This is a genomic window from Pseudomonas sp. GW823-FHT03E05 (assembly GCF_058796855.1).
The window spans coordinates 578,990-597,317 of the sequence record NZ_JBXAJB010000002.1; the positions used below are offsets into that span (position 1 = coordinate 578,990).

Genomic DNA, 18,328 nt, shown 5'->3' on the forward strand with positions numbered 1-18,328 from the left:
AGAGCCGGCTTGCCGGCGAACAGGGATTGCGCGGTTTCGTGCCGGGTGCCTTCGCCGGCCAGCCGGCTCCTGCGGTTGGGCGCAGGTTTCAGTTTTTTGCGGGTGTCGGGTTGGCATCGAAGGTCTGCGGCGGCGCCACCTGCAAGGTGGTGATGGAGCCCTGGTCGGACAGCGACCAGGTGACCTTGGAGATCAGCATGTCCTGGTCGAAACCCAGCACCGGGTCGATGACCCTCACCAACGTGTTGTGTCGCCACAAATCACCATTGCTCTGGCGCCAGCCCTGCACCTGATAGGTAGTGGTCAGCGCCTTGCCGGTGCGGGTGCCGCACTCCCAGTCAGCCCGCTGCTGAGCCAGTTCCGCACTCAGTTGCGCCGCCTCGTTGATCACCGTCACCCGTTTGCGCGAAGCCCGGGCATCGCTGGCCTGGCCAGACACCTCGCAGACCGCGACACCGCTGCTCTGGTCGCTGCCCTTGTGCTGGCCGATCACCCGGTACTCGGAAAACACCGCGGAAAAATCCATCGCTGCATTGGCCGAAAGAATGTTCTTGCCCAGCTCCAGGGCATCGCTGGCGCGCCCGCCGCTGCCCGGTGCCGCCAGCAGCAGGTAGCCGTCGGCGTCATCGGTGGAGAACACCCGGTACAAGGTCAACAAGCGGTCGATGGAGGCAAACACCGTCTCCCCCGGCACGATGCTGTGGGTGTGCAACTTGCTGGTGGGTGCAATCTCGCTGCGCACTCCCACCCCGTAAGAGCCGGCCAGGGCGCGGACGATGCTCAGCACATCCTGCTGGCGCCACTGGCTCGGCCGGTTGATGGCCGCGCAATCCACCAGATCCTGGGTCAGGGAGCTGCCCTGGATGCTCAGGCTGATCTGCCTGCCGTCATAACTGACCGGCGCCTTGTAGACATGCCCGGTGAGCACCAGGTCGCAGCCGATGCGCACCTGGCAGCGAGCGCCCGGGCGGATCCGCACCTGCCCATCCTGCCCCGGCCATTGCCAGGTGATGTTGAGGCTGAAGGTGCGGAACTGGCGCTCCAGGTCTGCCGTGATCTCCACGCTTTTCCAGCCGCTGTAGTCCAGCCCGTCCACCGTCAGGGTGACGATATTTGCCAGTTCGTCCATGGGTCACTCCCGCGCAATCTGCAGATCGGCCGGCGGCAGGAAGCCCGGATGGGCCACCCGGTTGCGCTGTACCACTTCACCGACCCGCGTCGCATCGGCAAACCGCTCATAAGCCAGGACCAGCGCCGGCATGCTGCTTTTGGGGCTGAGACTGACCAGCCGTACCCCGGACGAAGCCACTGCATTGAAATGGCCCTGCAGTTGCTGGCGCAGGGTGTTGAGCGCCTGGTAATGCATCGGGTCGGCCTTGAGCGCGGCTTGCCAGATCACTTCGTTGAGCTGGTCACGCAGGGCCAGTACATCGTCGGCCACCGGCACCTCCAGGCGCTGCACCGGCTGGCTGGCCTGCTGCGCCAGGGGCGGCGTGCTCTTGAGCTTGACCACCGGGGTGGCCACCGGCAAGGCCGATACCAACCGGGCGATCTGCACCAGCAACGCATCCTGGACCAGGTTCGCTACCGCCTCGGCCGCCGCGGTGGTGTCCTTGCCGGTGGTCAGCTTGGGCGCATCGATGCGCCTGGCCGCCTCCACCTGCTGGGAAATATCGGCGAGCATCTGCCGATAGCCGGTGCGGGCAAAATCCTTGAGCCCGCGTACATCCTCCAGCAACCCCTTGAACTCCGTGCTCAGCTCCTTGGGTATTTCCTTGACCGCCTTGACCAGGGTGTTGAGGTCGCCATAGAACTCGATCAGCGGCTTGAACTCGTGTTCGATGACCGCGTACACCTCAGTCAATCCCTTGCGCAGCGAATCCACGCCGATCCGCGCCTGCTTGATCAGGTTGGTGGCGAACTCGAACCGCAGCACCGCCGAGCCCAGCAAGGTATCGCTGGCCACCAGTACCTGCTGCTGGGTATTGACCACCGCCGAAGGAAAGCGCAGCGGCTGGTCCGGGTAGAACTTCAGGCTGAAGGTCACCAGGCCACCATCCTGGCGGCTCTGGGTCATCTCGCACTCGCCGACCTTGACCTGCATCCGTCCAAGCCACGGATGCACCAGCTCGCCGCTGCCCTCCTCCAGGGCCTTGAGCAGCCTGTCGCGCTGCTCCAGGCAATCGGCGCCGACGATGAAGGCCGTCAGGTCATGGACTTTCGCCTGCTGGCCAAGGCCCTCGAAAAACGGTTGGTCGCGCTGCGGGTACTCATGCAACTGGCCTTTTTGCCCCACCGGGGTTTTCGCCTGGTCGACCCAGAAGGGCACGCCGCGAAAGGATGCGGGCAACAAACGATCACGCCAGTTATCCGCCATGGGAACCTCCTAGGGAAAGTGAGCGATAGCCCAGGGTCGAAGCGATGTTCAAACCCGGTTGATTGGTCGTGGCCTGTTCGGCGCGCAGGCCAGCCGGGGCGTTTTCGAAGCGCACGGTCAACCCGCCTTCGAGTTGGGTGCGGTTGTTCGCGGCGTTCTGCTGGATCAGCGCACTGGAGCCCTGGGTCAGCGAGCCGCCCCGGGTTGCGGCAAAGGGTGATGCCAGCCCGCCTTTACCCTCGGCGTTGATCTGCTTTTGCGCCTCGGTAAAGCCTTCGACCTTGCCGGTGACAGTGGCAATCAACCCTCCGAAGCCGCCCTCGAACAGCTCCTTGATCGGCACCATCAGCGCTTGAAGCTGGCTCCACAGCCCGGAAAACCAATCGGCGATGGGCGCCCAGTTGCTCATGATCAGCTCCATCGGCGACCAGTCGAACAGGGCCTCGATGGCCTTCCTGATCGAGTCGATACCCGGTTGCAACTCGGCCCAGATCGAACCGAAGAAGCCCGTGACCGCACCCCAGTTGTTGTAGAGGATCACCAGCGGGGAAAAGTCGAACAGGGTGTGCAGGACTTTCTTGACCCCGTCGATACCCGGTTGCAGCCCCGCCCAGATCGACGCGAAGAAGCCGGTGACTGCCCCCCAGCTCCTGGAGATCATGTCCATCGGCACCCAGTCGAACAGGCCTTTTAGAAAGGCCATCGCCGGCACTGTCAAGGCCTTGAGGGATTCCCAGATAGAGGCGAATAACCCCGTCAACCCAGCCCAGTTATCGATGATCAGTCCCAGAGGCGACCAGGAGAACACCTCCTTGAGGAAGCCGACGATCGAAGCCGTCATCACCTGGATACTGTCCCAGAGCCCGGCAAAGAACGCCGTGATCGCCCCCCAGTTGCCAATCAGCATGCCCAGGGGCGTCCAGCCAAACAGAGTACTGAGCACCTCCATCGCCTGAGCCGCGAAGCTCTGCACACCTTCCCAGAGGCTGACGAAAAAGGCCGAGATCGGCGTCCAGTTGGCAATGATCACCCCGGCGGCCAGTGCAATGCCCATGGCAATCAACATCACCGGGTTGGCCTTGGCCACCGTGCCCATCAGATCGAGCACCTGGGTCGCCCCGGTCACGGCGGTTTGCATCGCCGAGAAGGCAATGGCGCCCATCGCCAGCCCCTCAACCAGCTTGGGGTTGTCGTCGAGCAGCGTCCCCACACTGTTGAGCATGGGCTCCAGACCGACCACCAGCGCCCCCACCGCCGGCGCCAGGGCGGCATCAATGGCCGAGGACACCTTGACCATCGACTGACTGAATACATTCATGTCTTTGGCCGCATCAGCCGGCGCGCTGGAGTCGCCGACTTCGGCCAGCTTGCCCTTGAACGCATCGCAGGCCTTGATCCCGTCCAGAAACGGGGTGATCAGGCTGCCGCCCTTGAACAGCCCGCTGATATCCAGCTTGCCCAGCCCGGTCTGCTCAAGGTTTTTCTTGAACGAGTCGACCTTGCCTTGAAGGGCGACGAGTTTGGGTGACAGTTGGTCTATGCCGGTCAACAGCACCGACTTCTTCTCTACGGTTTGTGTGTCTGCCATCACTGCACCTGCTGCATCGCATTGATCCGTTGCGCGTGCTCCAGGGATTCGCGGAGCACATCCAGTGGCCTGGCCATCATCTGTTCGGGGTCGACCTTCCAGAACCAGGCCAGGTCATAGGCGACAGCGATCAGGTCGGCGATGGCTGCGATGCCGCACTCATGAAAAAACTCGCCACCGCCCAGCTCAGGGCGTTGAGGTCCACCAGGTCGAGCTGGTTCACCGAGGACGGTGGAATGCCGGCGCAGACCGCGATGTATTTGGCCGCGACGTCCATGTCGAGGCTGACCTCTTCGCTCTTGTCGATCTTGTACGGCAGCGCCTTGATCGCTCGCACTTCCTGCACCGTCGGGCGGCGCAGGCTGAGTTCGGCCAGGGGCTCGCCGTGGGCCTCGATGGGCACCTGCAGCTTCACCGTGTTGCTCATTGCCAGGTCCCCTTCTGCCCTTCGAAGTTCAGCTCGATGCTGGCGTCGTCGCCCTTGGCAATAGGCTCGTCCACCAGGTAGGCACCGGCCAGTACGTAGACCTTGCCGTTGGCGAACTCGCAGGTGACGGTCATGTCGACGCCTTCGATCAGTTGCTTGAGCGGAAAGTCCGGGGTGTGCAGCGCGGTGACTTTGAACGACGGCGTGAGGTCGGTTTCCTTGTAGAAGCCCGGAACCACGGTTTCCCGCTTGACGGCCATCAGTGGTGCTTCGCAGCCGCCGCTGATGGTCAGTTGAGCGCCGTCCACTTTGACGTAGCAGGTGCCCGCTATCAGTTGACCCATGTTGTTTCTCCCAAAAAATAAGCCCGCTCAAGGCGGGCTGAAAAAGCGCAGCGATGCAGGTCCGGCTCAGGCCGCCGCGTCGTACTGCAGGCGGAATTGGTTGAGCAGCGCGAATACCCGCAGGCCGTTGATGTAGTCCGGCGGAAACAGCACGTTGACCCGGCTCGGGTCCTGCACATCGCGTTCGACGATCAGGTGCTCGGCGAACAGCTCGGCGTTCTCCACATGGCCCTCCAGCTCCAGCTTGGCGTACTGGGCAATCAGCTCACCGCGAATGGTGCTCGGGGTAACGATCGGCTGGCCGGCGCCGAAACGAGTGCCGTCGGCAGCCAGCTTGTGGCGCCCGTATTTGCTGGTGATCACGCTTTGCAGGCGGCGCACGATGAACGCCGACTGGTGCATGGTTTCGCTGTCCAGGTAGGAGTTGTCGGCCTGGCCGTAGGCGTTCTTCTGGTAGGTGGTGATCGCCCGCTGAATACGCATGTAGCCGCCTTCGTAGTAGGCGGTGGCGATGCCGTAGCTCAGCAGCGACTGGCGCTCGGTGAGGGTGAAGCGCTCGCTGGCCGGCGCCGGGTCGACGCCCGGCAGGCTGCCGCTCTGGGTCGGGCGGCTGGCATCGGCGGAGATGAACACCGAAGTCCGCGCCGCCAGGGCGGCGGCCTGGACCCACACCGGTTGCGGCACGCCGGTTTCCAGGGCCTGGATGGTGATGTGCTGGTCGTTGCGTGCCTGGCCGGCCGCTACCAGGGTGCCGACGGTGCCGCGCTTGGCGCTGTAGACATGGCCGAACAGCTGCTTGGCCCAGGACCAGCGGCCGGTGTTGTCGTCCATCACCGCTTGCCAGGCATTGAGGCTGGCGGTGTCGGTCCAGGGCATGCAGATAAACTCGAACGGCTCGTCGCCCAGGGCGGCCAGCGCCGCGACCTGATCCGGCACGCCGGTGCCGCCGGCCATCTTGCCCAGCACCAGGGTCAGGCCGGCCGGGGTTTCTTCGCCATTGCTCTTGCCCAGGCGATTGAGTTGCAGGCTGATGTCGTTGCCGCTATCGCCAGTCCACTTGGCGTTCAGGGTCACAGTGCCCTCGGCCGCGGTGGCGGTCACCGGCAGATCTACTGCAGCGTTGACCTTCAAGGCCAGGGCGCTGGCCGCTTGTGCGGCACTGGCGCCGCTGACGATAGAGGCTTGCACCCGCACCCCACCGACGTACAGGTTGAGCAGGCCGGCGGCGCTGGCGCTACCGCTGATCTTCAGCTCGGCCTTGGCCACGCTGCCCTCGGTGCTGTGCAGCGGCAGGCACCAGATCTCGCCCACCGGGTCGGTCTTGCGCCAGGTTTCGTACATCGAAGCGAGCATCGAGCCCTGGCCGCCGATGCTCCTGGCCAGGGCCACGCTGGACACCAGCACCAGTTTGCCGAGATCGTCGCCGGCCTGGTTGTCGTTGACCTGGGCGACGATCAGACGACGCATGGCCGAGGACGCGCTATTGGCCGCCGAATTGTCCATCTCGGCGTAGAACAGCGGCACACGGATGTCCGCCGGGATATTGCTGAAACCGATCGCCATTATTTGGCTCCTTGAGATTTCGCCGCTTTCACGGCTTTGCTAGTGATATCGCCATCGGCCAGACGCCGGCGCCACCAGGCGCTGTCCGACACTTCACGGCCGGAAGCGGGCAGCAGATCGCCCGCTTCCGGGTCCGGTACGGCGCGGCCGGCGACCGGCAGCACGGTGATGCGTTTGCTCATTGCTTCAGCTCTCCTGAAAAAGTCAGCTCCAGGCGCCCATCGGGCCCTGGGCGTTGCAGATTGGGGTCCGCCGGATCGATGGCATCGACCCGCACCGTGACCCCGGTAAAGGACGGCAAGCCGTCGAGTTCACGTTCATGCCAGGTTTCCGCCGGCTGGCCGGACAGGTTGCGCCCCAGCTGGAACTCGGCGAAAAAGCGCAGGCGGTAGAGCAGGCGGGTGGCGTCGAACGACACCAGTTCACCGCCGTCGTATTGGATCGGGTTGTACTCGGCGCCGGGTTTGAAACCGACCAGGGCGCGCCAGAGTTCGGCGCGCAGGTCGTGCAGCGGATTCAGCGCTTTTGCAGGCTCGGCGGCGCCAAGCGCCAGGACCACCTCGAAGCGGTCGCGGATGGTCTGGCGAATGATGTTCTGCCCGGCGCTGGCACTGGCCAGATCGTTGCTGGGCGCCAGATAGGCGACTGGCATTGGCGCACCAACGCCTGAAGCAGAATCGGCATGGGTGCCGACAATGATGCGCCCGGTAAAGCTCGGGCACTGTGCTTGTAGCTGATCGAGAACAGCCGTGAGTTTCATGACAAGGCTCCTGGAACGGGATGAGGCTGCGGTGAGGCTTGTTTCTGCCGGGCATGAAAAAACCCGTCGAGACGGGTTTCGCAAAAGCGCCCTGGAATCACGGCCCCAGGCGTGCTGCAAAATCTGTGGCAGCCAGCTCCAGAGCCCATCCGGCCAGTCACTCCCGCCCGGTCGGCAAGAGCTCATTGCTGGCCTTGAGCCCTGACTGCAGCGCGGTCCAGAACCCGGCATTTTCATAGCCCATGGCCCAGACGCTGGTGCCGCCCAGGCCCAACCTGGTCACCAGGGCGGTCTTGGTCTTGACGCTGGCGGCATCGTCGTACCAGAGCACGGGTTGCGCTCGTTCCGGGGTCCATTCCACGCCATCGGCGAAGCTCTTGACCGGGCCCCAGGTGGCATAAGGCGTCGCAGAAGCGGCATCCCGGTGAGTGGCTGCCCGGTGCTCGGTAATGATTTCCTGATAGGCCGACCAGTGCACCCGGTTGCCGATGCTGTAGTCCTGGCCGTATGCGGGCAGCCCCGCCAGGACCTTGCTCGCCGGGACTCGGGAAACGGCGTAACTGAGCAGCGCCTGCTGCCAGTCGAAGCCCGATTCGGGGCCGGGCCAGGCTTCATTGTGAAAGCCGCCGCTGCTCCAGCCCGGCCCGACCTGGTCGTAGGTCATCACCTGGAAGTAGTCCACCGCCGCGCCCAGGGCCTTGTAGTCGTAGCCCTGCAGGTACTCAGGCTCGGTGTCGCTGAGCTTGGGCGGGATGCTGATGATCAGCTTCTTGTTGCCGGCATGCAGGGCGTTGCCCAGGGTCTTGACGAAGGCGCAAAACGCGGCGCGATTCCTGGGTTCGACCTTCTCGAAGTCCAGGTTGATGCCGGCGAATCCGCCCTCTTTGGCCAGCTTGACCAACTGCTTGACGGTGCCGGCGCTCAACGCCCGGTCGTTGAGGATGGAGTGGGAAATAGCCGGGTCGAAGGCGCCGATGTCTTCGTTGTAGTCGGAAACAGTCGGGTACAGCGGCAGGGATTGGCTCTTGGCAAAGCGGATGATGTTCTGCGTGGTTTCGTTCATGCCGTCCTGATGCAGCTTGCCGGTGACGGTCAGGCCGTAGGTGCTGCCCAGGCCGACGGCGGACAGGTTGCGGTGGAACGCCTGCAGATTGCTGTAGGACGCTTCGACCTGGCCGTCGGTATAGGCCAGGACAAAGGGTGCCGCATGGGCGGCAGCGGCCAGCAGCAAGCTGCAGCCGACGATCAAGGTCCGGAGAAAATGCCGGATCGCCAGGGTGATGCCTGGTTTCATGAATACTCCTGTGGGCGGGTTGCCTCGTCAGTGGGAAATGTGATCAAGGCTCAAAGCTGCTCGACCCTGAGGGGTTTGCGGGCCTGGGGCGGCTTGCCCTTGGCCTTGGCCTTGCCTTGCTTGCCGCCGTTGCACTGGACCGTGGTCGTCCATCCGGCCTGGGTGAACAACTGCTCGACCGAGTCCACCAGATAGTCACCGTCGAGCCCGGCCTTGAAGCCCTGGGCATTGATCATTCGCTCGGCGAACAGATCGGTGCGCCCCGCAAGGTCCAGGCGCAGGCTGGCGGTGCTGCGGTTGAAGGCCGCCAGGCGCGCCTTGGCGGCCTGCTCGGCGGCAGACTGGTTCGGGTAGAGGTGGCGGTCGGTGTGCACGGCGGGCGAATCATCCGGCGAGCCATCGTTCCCCAGGTCGATGACCCGCAGCTTTCCGCTCCTGGGGTCCTGGTGCCGGGTCTGCACTGCCTTGTGGGTGCTGCCGTCACTCAGGCGGAACTGGTAGCGGCTGACATCGCCACTCCCGAGGGTGACAACCCCCAGGGCCTTGCCGCTGGCGCTCTGTCCGGCCTGGCGGGGCAACACCAGCAGCTTGCCTTCGGCCACCTTGGCGGTGCAGTCGTATTGCCGGGCCAGGCGGGTGATGAAGTTGAAATCCGACTCGTTGAGCTGATCGATGCGCGGCACCTTGATGGCGAGCGGGCAGACCGGCTGCCATCCATTGCGCGCCGCCAGGTCACGGACGATGAGCTGCAGCGCAACGTTCTCCCAACTGCCGCTGCGGGTGGTCTTGCCACTGCCGCGCATGTCGCTGGCCTTGCCACGGATCTCGAGCGTATCGGGCGGCCCGTTCACCACCACTTCGTCCACGGTGTAGCGCCCCAGGCGAGTCAGCTCCTGGCCGGCGTAACCGAGGAACACTTCAATGCTCGCGCCGCGCCGGGGCAGCGCCACGGCGCCGTCGCGGTCATCGATGCGCAGCTCGAATTCATCCGACTCCAGGCCGGGCTTGTCCGTGGTGCGCAGGCTCAGCAAGCGGTCGTTGATCTGCGCGGTGATGTCCCGGCCATCGGCGACGATGCGAAACGCTGGGGTCATGTGCCGTACTCCAGAAAAAGCCAACCCCGTGCTCGACGGGGTTGGGTAAAGGGGTTGGGGCTCAATCCCATAGCTGGACCCTGGCCTCGGCCCGGGCCGGTAGCTCCGGCAGCCGGATCAGCAGCCCGGCGCGAAACGGCTGTACCTCGTCGGCCAACCCCTGGTTGGCGTCCAGCACCGCTTCGACACAGCCGTTGAGGTGGCCGTAATACTGGTAACACAAGGTATCGAGCAGATCCCCGTCAGACGTTCTGCAAGTCGTCGCCATAGCTTACGAACTCCAATGAAAAACCTTGTTTGCGCGGGATACCGCCGGCCAGCAGGTGGCTCTGATCTTCCTCGATGCTGGTCAGGCACCAGGTGCCCAGCACTTCGCCGTAGCCGGTGGTCAGGCTCAGCGGCTGCAAGCGCCGCCCGATGCTGCGCAAGGTCTGCAACTGCCCCAGGCCGCCCTTGAACCCGGGAAACACCGTGCCTTTGAGAGAGATCCGCTCTTCACCCTGGCCCACCGCCTGCTGGGCGACACTGCGGCTCAAGCGCTCCTGACCGGCCCAGCGGAATCCGCTCTGCCGGCGCAGCGCCTCGAAGGCTGCGGTATCGACGTTGAAGTAGTAAGGCTGGGCGCCCGCCCCGAGCGGTTGCAGGATCAACAGGTGCGCGAAGGGCTTCACCGCCTCGGCCGCCGGAGTGGTCTGTTCGGCAAATGCGGCGGTCGGGAAGATGTTGCCCAGGGAAGGACTGATCTGCCCGCCGATCCGATTGATTGCCGCGCCGGCCTTGGCCACCTGTTCCTGCAGGGCGCCAAGACGCTGCTGCATCTGCCCGGCCACGGTCACTGCCTGGCTGTACTTGGCCGCGACTTCCCCCACCACCGACTGCGCCGCACCGATACTGCGCATCGTGCGTTGCAGTTTGGCGCCCAGCTCCGGCCCGACAACGGGCAGGCTTTCAAGCTCCAGGGCGGCGCCGCTGATGTCGCTGATGGCGCCGTTCATGGGCCCGAGCATTTCATCAGCACTGCGCCGCCCCGCTTCCGCTGCCGCCACCAGGGAACCCAGCCCCGATTGCAGCTGCTCCATGTAAGCCATGCGATCTCCTTAAACGTGTGCGGCGTCGAACAGCTGGCGAGCGGCAGCCTGGCGGCTGAACTCGTCGAACTGCCAGCGCAGGTGGGGTTCCAGTTCCCGGGCCAGTTGCGCGGGGTCGCGCACATCACCCTGGACCGAGATCGACAAGTAGGGCGCGAAGCTGAACTGTTGCTCGATGACTGGAGGTACCTGGGGTTTGAGCGACTCCGGCGCGGTGATCGTGGCCGGCGCCGCAGCAGACGACGATGGGCTGAGCATCGAGCGCGCCGCCTGCCCCATCAGCGGGGGCGTCTGGCCTTTCTGGAAGGATTTGGCGATATCGCCCATGACCGGCGGGATGTTCTGTCCAGCGTTGCGCATCATCAGCGGACCGGCGGCGGGCAAGTGCTTGAGCGACTCGTCGGAGCCGAACAGCTTTTTACCCAAGGCGCCACCGGCGGCCGAACCGCCCCAGGCCCCCAGGGCGCCGCCCACCAGCCCGCCAATCACCGTGCCGATCACCGGCACCACGGAGCCAATGGCCGCCCCTGCTGCTGCACCCGCGGCGGCGCCAGCAAGATTGCCCGCCGCCTCGCCGTAGCCTTCGGCTTTTTCATCCTGGGTCTGGGCATTCAGGTAAGTGTCCGCCACCTGGAAGCCTGCACCGAGCACCGAAAGGATCGCACCGCCCTTGAGCAACGGCGCGACTCCCTTGGCCAGGGAACCGGCGCCTTTCATTACGGCACCAGAGGTGGCAGCCCCTCTGGCCACTCTCTCCAGGCCGCTGGGCGTCAAAGGGCTCTTGAAGCCTTTGCTGCCCATGCCCCTCGAACGAGGCTCGCGCCTGGGCGTCTTGCGCCCGCCACGGCCCTTGCGGCGTTTTTTGTCCGGGCCGCAATCGAGCATGGGCGCACAACAGTCGATACCGCTCGCAGTGCCACCAGAGGAGCGCTTCGCCATTTTGCGGCCAACCTGCAGTGAACCTCGAGCGACATTCAGCAGGCCCTTGCCAATGGTGTAGACAGCCATCAGCTTTTTCACCGCGACATAAGCGGCGCCCAGGGCAGTCACCCCCAGTACCAATGAGGGTGCCTTCTCCGCCAGTTCGGTCAGCTTGCCGACCACCAGCGTGATGCTTTGGGCCACCAGATCCGTGGCCGGTTGCAGGGCCTTCCCCACGGCAAGCATGCCACCGTCGACCGCCTGCGCGGTTTCCTTCCACAGCTGGGCGGAGGCTTGCCGACGCTCGGCCAGGTTCTTGTCGATAACCCCCGAAGCACTCAACGAGTCCTTCTTCAGTTGCTCGTATTGCTGCCGGCCCTGGGTGTGAGCCAGCAAGGCCGCCTTGATCTGCATATCGGTGAACAGGTCACCGGTACGCAGGGACTCTTCCAGAGCCTCAAGCATGGACTTGGCCTTCGCCGGATCGGTTTCCTTGCTGATCTGCGCCTGGGCCTCGGCCATCTTCGCGGCCTTGGCCGGGTCGATGGCCCTGACATAGCGCATGGCCAGGGCAAAGCTCGCCTCCAGGCTCGACATACCCTTCTGGATACCGGTGTTCAGCGACGCCTGATAATCAATGCCGGCATCTTCGTAAGCCTTGACCGCCTCACTGGAACCGATTTTCTCGATCCAGTTCTGCAGTTGACCGGCGGCCTGATCAGCACCGCCCGCGGTGTTCATCTGCACTTGCAGCATCGAGCCCAGCTGGCTCACCGCATCCATGCCGGTGAGCCCCTCCCCGCTCGCGCTCTCGAGCAGCGCCGGGAGCAAGCGCGCCATGTCGGTAGCCTCGAAGTTGCCCGCCTGCCCCTGCAGGGCGATGGCCTCCAGGGCCTGCTCCATGACCTTGGGGTCGCTGATCCCGGCCTTCAGCTCAAGGGCCCGCATCAGGTTCGACGTATCTTCGATACCCGCGCCCTGCCCCACCGCGAACCTGGCCGCAAGCCCCGCGTAACCTTGCGCCTTGTCCAGCGACATGCCCTTGGCAGTCATCTGCCCCACCAGAGCCGCCACCTCGTTGCGGGCCATTCCCGTATTCCGTGAAGTCTGAACGACGCTGCGGCTCAGCTGCGCTTCCTGAGGTTGATTGGCCACACCGGCCTTGATAGCGATGTCACGGATCAGCGCCTGATAGTCGGCATTGATCTTGACCGGAATGGCCAGCTTGCCGACCCCGTCCTTGGCCAAGCCATACGCCGCCTTGAAGTCGGCCTTGCCCTGGTCGATCTGCTGGTGCCCCCGGGCCTGCAGAGCGGAGCCCCGGGCCACCTTACCCAGCGCCTGATATTCCTGACGCAGTTTATGTACCTGCACACCTTGCTGGCGCAGGCCATCACGGCTCTGTTCCAACCGGCGCAACAGCCCGGCGGCAGAAGCAGCACCGGTGTCATGGGCCTTTTTCCATTCATCCTGCAGGCGCAGGGTCTGGCCAATGGTCTTTTCCAGTACCCTGGCCTTGCTGCCCTGCTGCTCCAGTTGCTTGATCCGGCCTTCCACCGTCTTGAAGGCGGCGTCCCACGTCGAACTGAGGGCGGTACCCACCACCAGCCCTGATTCCAGCTTGTTCGCCATCTGCTTCTCCTGCTCCTTGGGTGACGGGCTCAATCCGTGAGCCACCAGACCATGTCGGAAAACCTCATGGTCATGATTTCCTCGGCGGCGAAATGCAGCTCGCTGGCGAGCCGCTTCGCCGCCATCTTCATCACCGCAGGGTCAAAGCTCGTCGTCTTGCACCAGGCGAAAATAGCCGGCCTGCAGGCGCTGATAGTCCTTGAGCGCCATGCCCTCCAGATCCTTGGCACTGATTTGCGCCAGGCTGGCAAACAGCATCAGTTCGCGCTGTTCATCATCGCCGGCAGCTCCGGAGTTGGCCGCACGCACATCACGCACGGTAGGGGCGCGCAAGGTGACCTTGTCGCAGACCACGCCATTCATCTCCACCGGTTTGCTCAGCGCCAGCACCACGCTGTCGCTGCTCAGGGTCATCCAGGACGGGGTCTTGTCGATTGCTTGAGACATGTTTTTTCCTTACAGGCCCAGGGCAGAACGTTGCGCGGCCAGTTGGTCGACGCCGTTGATCACGCGCTTCATGCCCAGGGCATCGATCTCGTAGATCAAGCGACCATCGACTTCCAGCTTGTAGTAGGTCAGGGCCACGTTGTGCTTGACCTCGGCCTTGTCGCCGGATTTCCAATCGCCCATGTCGACTTCCTTGAGCAAGCCGCGCAGGGTCACGATCACCGGCGTGACCTTGCCCTTGAGGCCCTTGAAAGCGCCACGGAACACGCCGTTGAAACCGCTGCCATCGGCCAGGCCGAACATCTTCAGCGACTCGCGGCGCACACCGGTGGTGGTGAAGCCGGCTTCCTGCTTCTCCATGCCCATGTCCAGCTCGACGGGCACATCCATGCCGCCGACCCGATGTTCCTCGGTCTTGAGGGTCAACTTGGGCAGGGTCAGGCTCGGCACGTCGCCTTGAAAGCTGATGCCATCGACGAACAGGTTCATGTTCGCCAGGGTTTCGGGAATCATTGCCATTGCTGCTGCTCCTTAAGCGGTGTGTTCGAGGACTTCGGTCAGCCACTGGTTGGTGACCTCGACGCGGAAGTTGGGGTTTTCGGCCGGTGGCACGTCGGTGAAGCGGATGTTCCAGTACACCTTGCCCTGCTCCAGCTGGCTGGCGGTGTTGAGTTCGGTGTCGGCGTAGACCTCGAAGTTGATGATCGCGCCCTGGTTCTTCAGATCACGCATGAACGCCTGCAGGCCCTCGGTGACGTCCTTGACGTAGGTCGCGGTGATCGAGCGGTCCACTGCCCATTTGTGGCCGTAGAGGATCGCGTCCATGACGATGTCCATGGTCCGTACCCGGGTGACAAAGGCCCACTTCGGATCGCTGGACAGCGTGCGGTTGCCCCATAGGCGAAAACCTTCATCACGAATGATGGTGGTGATGTTGGCGTTGTTCAGCAGGTTGGCGCGGCAGGTTTCATCGCCGTCCAGGAACTCGATGGCACGCGCAGTGCCGGTGATGCCGACAAACTCCTTGTTCGACGGCGAGGCCCAGAAGCCGTACTCGTTGTCGGTCCAGGCAAACAGGCCCGCGACCCAGGCCGAAGCCGGCGCATCGACGGTGGCGCTGGCGCCGTTGTCCCAGTACTGAATGCCCGGGTCGACCATGTAGGCGCGCTTGGCGCCGAAGTGCTTGGCATACGCCATGGCCGCTTCGTCGGTGCTGTTGGGGCCATCGATGATCGCCAGGCCACGCAGCTTGTCGGCCAGGGCCACCAGCGCAGTACCGACCGCCTGGGTCGAACTGTGCTTGGGGGTCACCAGCAACCGCGGCTGGGCGTTGAAACGGCTCTTGCCATCCAGCAAGGCTTGCAGGCCGGTACGCTTGCCGTCGGCCAGCACCCCGCCGATGATCGCCGAGGTCTGCTCGGCCGCATCCGCCACCTTGGCCACGCCGCAAGCGACGATCACCGCCTTGGCCCGCTGGTAGATGGCCTGGCAGGCCTTGGTGATGGCCGCATCCGGGCCCCAGGCCGCGATAGCCTCTCGCTCGTTGGTGATCAGCAGCAGGTCGTTGGGCTTGGCGCTGAAGTCAGGGCCTTCGGTGAAGGTATCCACCAGGCCGATGATCGAAGACGTGGGCAGCGAGATGGTGCGTGCGCCGGTGTCGACGTTGGTGACAGTAACGCCGTGGAAAAAACCACTCATGGATAAACTCCAGACATGAAAAAGCCCCGGGTGAAGGGGGCTCGTAGGGATGATTGATTAGTGGGAAGCGGGAAAGAAAACGCCCCGGCGGTGCGGGGCGTTTATCGGGTTTGTTCGGCGATCCAGGATGGAGCTGCCGGGCGGTGTTCGGTCTGTGGGAAGTGTGGGGATTGGGGCCAGTCGCGCAAGGACTGCATGTAAATCAGCAGTTCCTTGAACTGCTTCCCATCAATGCTCGTTGGGGCTTCGATCTCAAGTTGATCACGGTGCCGTTCGCGAAACCACTTGACGGATGAAAGCTCATTATCACGCCATGCCCGCTCTCGCATAGAAAGATCGGTAACCGGTAAAGGAGCATCGACCAGGTAGGGCACCCCATGCTCATCGTGAGCACGAATCTTTCCAATGGCTGGATTACCGATTACCGACTGATAAAGAGCTTCGGACATCTCTACCGCATCCTCGGGTATCGATGCATGAAATCCATATAGATAAGTTGTCTGCGTACTTGGGCTGTAAAAACGTTTCATTGAGTACCTCTACCTCTCATCGCCCGATCGCAACCAGCTTCGGGTAGATCAGTGTCGAATCGGAGTTTGCATATGCCTGCAGGTAGACCTCGCTGGAGGTCAGCCCAGGAATACCGATTGTTTGATAAGCGCTGTTCGCGTAGGCAGAAGCCGAGGCTGCGTGAGTCGATACAACACGGAAGAAAACTTCATTCGGAAAGGCCATGGGATATGCAATGGTCTGGGCCCCTTCGGTTGTAACGCCAACCCCTGTGGTCCATTGGATGATCAAGCCACCGAGCCAAGATGGAAAAGCGATGTAACCATTTTGAGCCAGGTTTATCGCAAAGCCCTTACGAAGCGTCTTCGGAGTGACCACCACCTTGTCGTTGCTACCGTCCAACATCTGGGCATCGCTTGCGACTTTCAATGTGCCTTGGTTGGTTTCAGTGGCCTGGCTCGCCAGCGGAGCCAGTGCGGCGATATCAATGTTTCCCTGATTGTTCGGCGCGCTCCAGGCCTTGATGCACCACATGACCGCAAGGTTGTGCGGTCGGGTTTCGTTTGACGTGCGAGCAACTCGGCTGGCATCGAAAGTCAATGAACTCCCTTGTTTATCTGAAACAGCACCGTCAGCAAACGAATTGCTGGTGCGCTCAGTCAACGCAAATGCACCGGACGCCGTTACCCCTTCACCCAAAAACTGATATGCCGCTGAAGGGTTAGCGTTCAACCCCGCAATGATATTTTGCAGGGCATCTTCTTGCGCAGTGCCACACCCCCGACCTGGGTCCATGCCTCGCCCATGGTCCCATCCACGCAGGAACTCGCCCCGAGACTCAGGCAGGCGGAAGTTACCGGCACCCTCATTGCCCTTGTTGAAGGTCGTCCCCAGGTACACCGCCAGGTCGGGATAGGTCGCAGCGCTCTGCACACTGCCATCGATCTCAAGGAACCCCGGCGACACGCTCGACTTGGGAAATGCCACTATCGAGCCAACCGGCAACGACGACGCTTGCGCCACAATCGACTCGATCTCAGCCTTGGTGTAAGTATCGGTGATGCCATGCCCGGCCAGGGTGGTCGGGTTCGTACCTGCAATCACGCGGCCGTACTTGTCGACCGTGACATTGGCATAGGAGCCCGCGCTGATACCGGTTCGCCCCGTCGCCATCTCGAAGGTCAGCGGCGTGGTGCCGAGAACAATCGCCCCGTCGGTGACCAACTGCCAGACGCTGTCGCCGTTGACCGTGCCCTTCTCGATGCTGACGAACAGCCCGGGGGTGACCTCCAGGCTGGTATCCGCATCCTGGGCACGGGTCCAGACGCCCGTCGGCGACACGACATACAGCCCGTTGTCCTTGGCCTGGGCCTGGTTTTTCACCAGTACCCGGGCATCAGCCGGGAGCAGTACGCCGTCGATGGTCTGAATCCCGCTCAGGGCAATATTGGCGGTGGTGGCCACCAGCGCCGAGTGCTTGAAGTCCAGCTTGGCCAGCGCTTCGATCACCGCATTGTCGACATACTCGCGGGTGGCCAGCACCACCGCCGGATCAATCTTCAACACGATCTGCGCAGTGTTGGCGACGATGAAGTTCATGCGGATGACCTGGGTCTTGCCGGTACCCTGGGCCAGCAGGGGCTTGAAGCTTGGTGCGCAGTTGGCCACCGCCACCAGGTCGCCGTCTGCGTCGAGCAGGCCGATTTCACGGATCCAGCGCCCGCCGACATCAGGCGGAATCACCTGTTCGGTGATGATGATGTTGGGGTTGGCCGGATCAGTACGCACCTGATTGACCGGGGCACGTCGCCATTCGTTGATCAGCTTGGTCTGGGTTCTGTTCGGGATGGGGTCGGTGCCGTTGGCATCGCCGATAGCCATTTCCTTGAAGGTCCAGGGCGTGCCCAGGGCAGTGGCGTTGGCCTGTTTCGCCTCGCCCACCGCAGTGAGGATGGCGAAGAACTGACTGTTGGAATCGATCATGAGTACACATCCAGGGTGTCTGTTTCATCAATGCACATGACCTGGCCGTAACGGCCGATCACTTCAATATCGCGAGGGGTCGGGGGGTAAACGTCGAGTACTTCACCCTGGTCCACATAAGCGCCGTAACCGATGACACCGGAGGTTTCCAGGCTGATGGCAAGGCCCGTCATGTGCCGGCTCACCGGCCTGGCGTCATCGATCAGCCGGGTCAGTTCCTGGTACATCTGTTCGGTGATGCCGGTATCCAGCACCCCGACTTTCAGGGCAAAGGTGGCTGGCTCGCCTTGGGGAGCCATCTGCCACCACTCGACCACTTCAATCAGGTAGCCCAGCGGTTCCACCACACGGCGCAAAGCGCCGATGGTGCCCTTGCGGGCATGGATGAAGAACGAGGCGCGAATGGCATTGCGCTTGACCGTCTCGCTCCAGCGCGGGTCCCAGCGATCCACCGACCAGGCCCAGGCCAGCTGTGGCAGCAGGTGCACCGGGCAGGTCGAGGGGTTGTACAGGGTGCGCAACATGGTGGCGGTGTCGCTGCTGTTGGTCGCCTCCAGGGCGCGTTCCAAGAGTGTGCTGTTGCTTGGCAGCAGGCTGGTCAT

At 63.3% G+C, this 18,328-nt stretch carries 19 protein-coding genes; all 19 read right to left on the reverse strand.

Annotated elements, in window-relative coordinates:
• Positions 1-88 precede the first annotated feature (88 nt).
• The 19 genes from AC1RCO_RS10415 to AC1RCO_RS10505 all read right to left on the reverse strand — a co-directional run bounded on the left by AC1RCO_RS10415 (position 89) and on the right by AC1RCO_RS10505 (position 18,328).
• Entirely contained in the window at positions 89-1,129 is a 1,041-nt protein-coding gene (locus tag AC1RCO_RS10415) for a phage baseplate assembly protein (protein ID WP_015634366.1), read from the reverse strand.
• A 3-nt stretch (positions 1,130-1,132) separates the two neighbouring features.
• A complete protein-coding gene (locus AC1RCO_RS10420; protein WP_492617680.1) occupies positions 1,133-2,377 on the reverse strand; it encodes a DNA circularization protein in 1,245 nt (414 codons plus the stop codon).
• Positions 2,367-3,965, reverse strand: coding sequence for a phage tail protein (locus AC1RCO_RS10425; RefSeq protein WP_492617681.1), 1,599 nt, complete (start codon positions 3,963-3,965; stop codon positions 2,367-2,369). Before AC1RCO_RS10425 ends, AC1RCO_RS10420 begins: the two co-directional genes overlap by 11 nt.
• 130 nt (positions 3,966-4,095) lie before the next feature.
• Positions 4,096-4,392: a phage tail assembly protein gene (locus AC1RCO_RS10430; protein WP_011059565.1), complete on the reverse strand. Its 297-nt coding sequence runs from the start codon at positions 4,390-4,392 to the stop codon at positions 4,096-4,098.
• Complete coding sequence (locus AC1RCO_RS10435) at positions 4,389-4,736, reverse strand: phage tail tube protein (RefSeq protein WP_011059564.1); 348 nt, start codon at positions 4,734-4,736, stop codon at positions 4,389-4,391. Before AC1RCO_RS10435 ends, AC1RCO_RS10430 begins: the two co-directional genes overlap by 4 nt.
• Before the next feature lie 66 nt (positions 4,737-4,802).
• Positions 4,803-6,299 (reverse strand): phage tail sheath subtilisin-like domain-containing protein, encoded by a 1,497-nt coding sequence (locus AC1RCO_RS10440; protein ID WP_053149318.1) that lies wholly within the window; start codon positions 6,297-6,299, stop codon positions 4,803-4,805.
• A complete protein-coding gene (locus tag AC1RCO_RS10445) occupies positions 6,299-6,481 on the reverse strand; it encodes a DUF2635 domain-containing protein (protein WP_011059562.1) in 183 nt (60 codons plus the stop codon). Before AC1RCO_RS10445 ends, AC1RCO_RS10440 begins: the two co-directional genes overlap by 1 nt.
• A complete protein-coding gene (locus AC1RCO_RS10450; RefSeq protein WP_065364485.1) occupies positions 6,478-7,059 on the reverse strand; it encodes a phage tail terminator protein in 582 nt (193 codons plus the stop codon). The genes AC1RCO_RS10445 and AC1RCO_RS10450 overlap by 4 nt, the downstream gene beginning before the upstream one ends.
• A 157-nt stretch (positions 7,060-7,216) precedes the next feature.
• A complete protein-coding gene (locus AC1RCO_RS10455; RefSeq protein WP_065364486.1) occupies positions 7,217-8,353 on the reverse strand; it encodes a glycosyl hydrolase family 18 protein in 1,137 nt (378 codons plus the stop codon).
• A gap of 50 nt (positions 8,354-8,403) precedes the next feature.
• Positions 8,404-9,447, reverse strand: a complete 1,044-nt coding sequence (locus tag AC1RCO_RS10460; RefSeq protein WP_492617682.1) for a phage late control D family protein — start codon at positions 9,445-9,447, stop codon at positions 8,404-8,406.
• Between the two features lie 61 nt (positions 9,448-9,508).
• Positions 9,509-9,715: a tail protein X gene (locus AC1RCO_RS10465; protein ID WP_015634359.1), complete on the reverse strand. Its 207-nt coding sequence runs from the start codon at positions 9,713-9,715 to the stop codon at positions 9,509-9,511.
• Positions 9,690-10,535 (reverse strand): phage tail protein, encoded by an 846-nt coding sequence (locus tag AC1RCO_RS10470; RefSeq protein ID WP_065364487.1) that lies wholly within the window; start codon positions 10,533-10,535, stop codon positions 9,690-9,692. Before AC1RCO_RS10470 ends, AC1RCO_RS10465 begins: the two co-directional genes overlap by 26 nt.
• Positions 10,536-10,544: 9 nt before the next feature.
• Positions 10,545-13,088, reverse strand: coding sequence for a phage tail tape measure protein (locus AC1RCO_RS10475; RefSeq protein ID WP_492617683.1), 2,544 nt, complete (start codon positions 13,086-13,088; stop codon positions 10,545-10,547).
• A gap of 141 nt (positions 13,089-13,229) precedes the next feature.
• The gene (locus AC1RCO_RS10480) at positions 13,230-13,535 is read right to left on the reverse strand and encodes a phage tail assembly protein (protein ID WP_015634356.1); all 306 of its coding nucleotides are present in this window, start codon (positions 13,533-13,535) and stop codon (positions 13,230-13,232) included.
• Between the two features lie 9 nt (positions 13,536-13,544).
• Positions 13,545-14,054 carry a phage major tail tube protein gene (locus AC1RCO_RS10485; RefSeq protein ID WP_015634355.1) on the reverse strand — a complete coding sequence of 170 codons (510 nt, stop codon included), beginning with the start codon at positions 14,052-14,054 and terminating at the stop codon, positions 13,545-13,547.
• Between the two features lie 12 nt (positions 14,055-14,066).
• Entirely contained in the window at positions 14,067-15,233 is a 1,167-nt protein-coding gene (locus tag AC1RCO_RS10490) for a phage tail sheath subtilisin-like domain-containing protein (RefSeq protein ID WP_492617684.1), read from the reverse strand.
• 101 nt (positions 15,234-15,334) lie between these two features.
• Entirely contained in the window at positions 15,335-15,763 is a 429-nt protein-coding gene (locus AC1RCO_RS10495; RefSeq protein ID WP_492617685.1) for a phage tail assembly chaperone, read from the reverse strand.
• A 16-nt stretch (positions 15,764-15,779) separates the two neighbouring features.
• A complete protein-coding gene (locus AC1RCO_RS10500; RefSeq protein WP_492617686.1) occupies positions 15,780-17,726 on the reverse strand; it encodes a phage tail-collar fiber domain-containing protein in 1,947 nt (648 codons plus the stop codon).
• The gene (locus AC1RCO_RS10505; protein ID WP_019093190.1) at positions 17,723-18,328 is read right to left on the reverse strand and encodes a phage tail protein I; all 606 of its coding nucleotides are present in this window, start codon (positions 18,326-18,328) and stop codon (positions 17,723-17,725) included. Before AC1RCO_RS10505 ends, AC1RCO_RS10500 begins: the two co-directional genes overlap by 4 nt.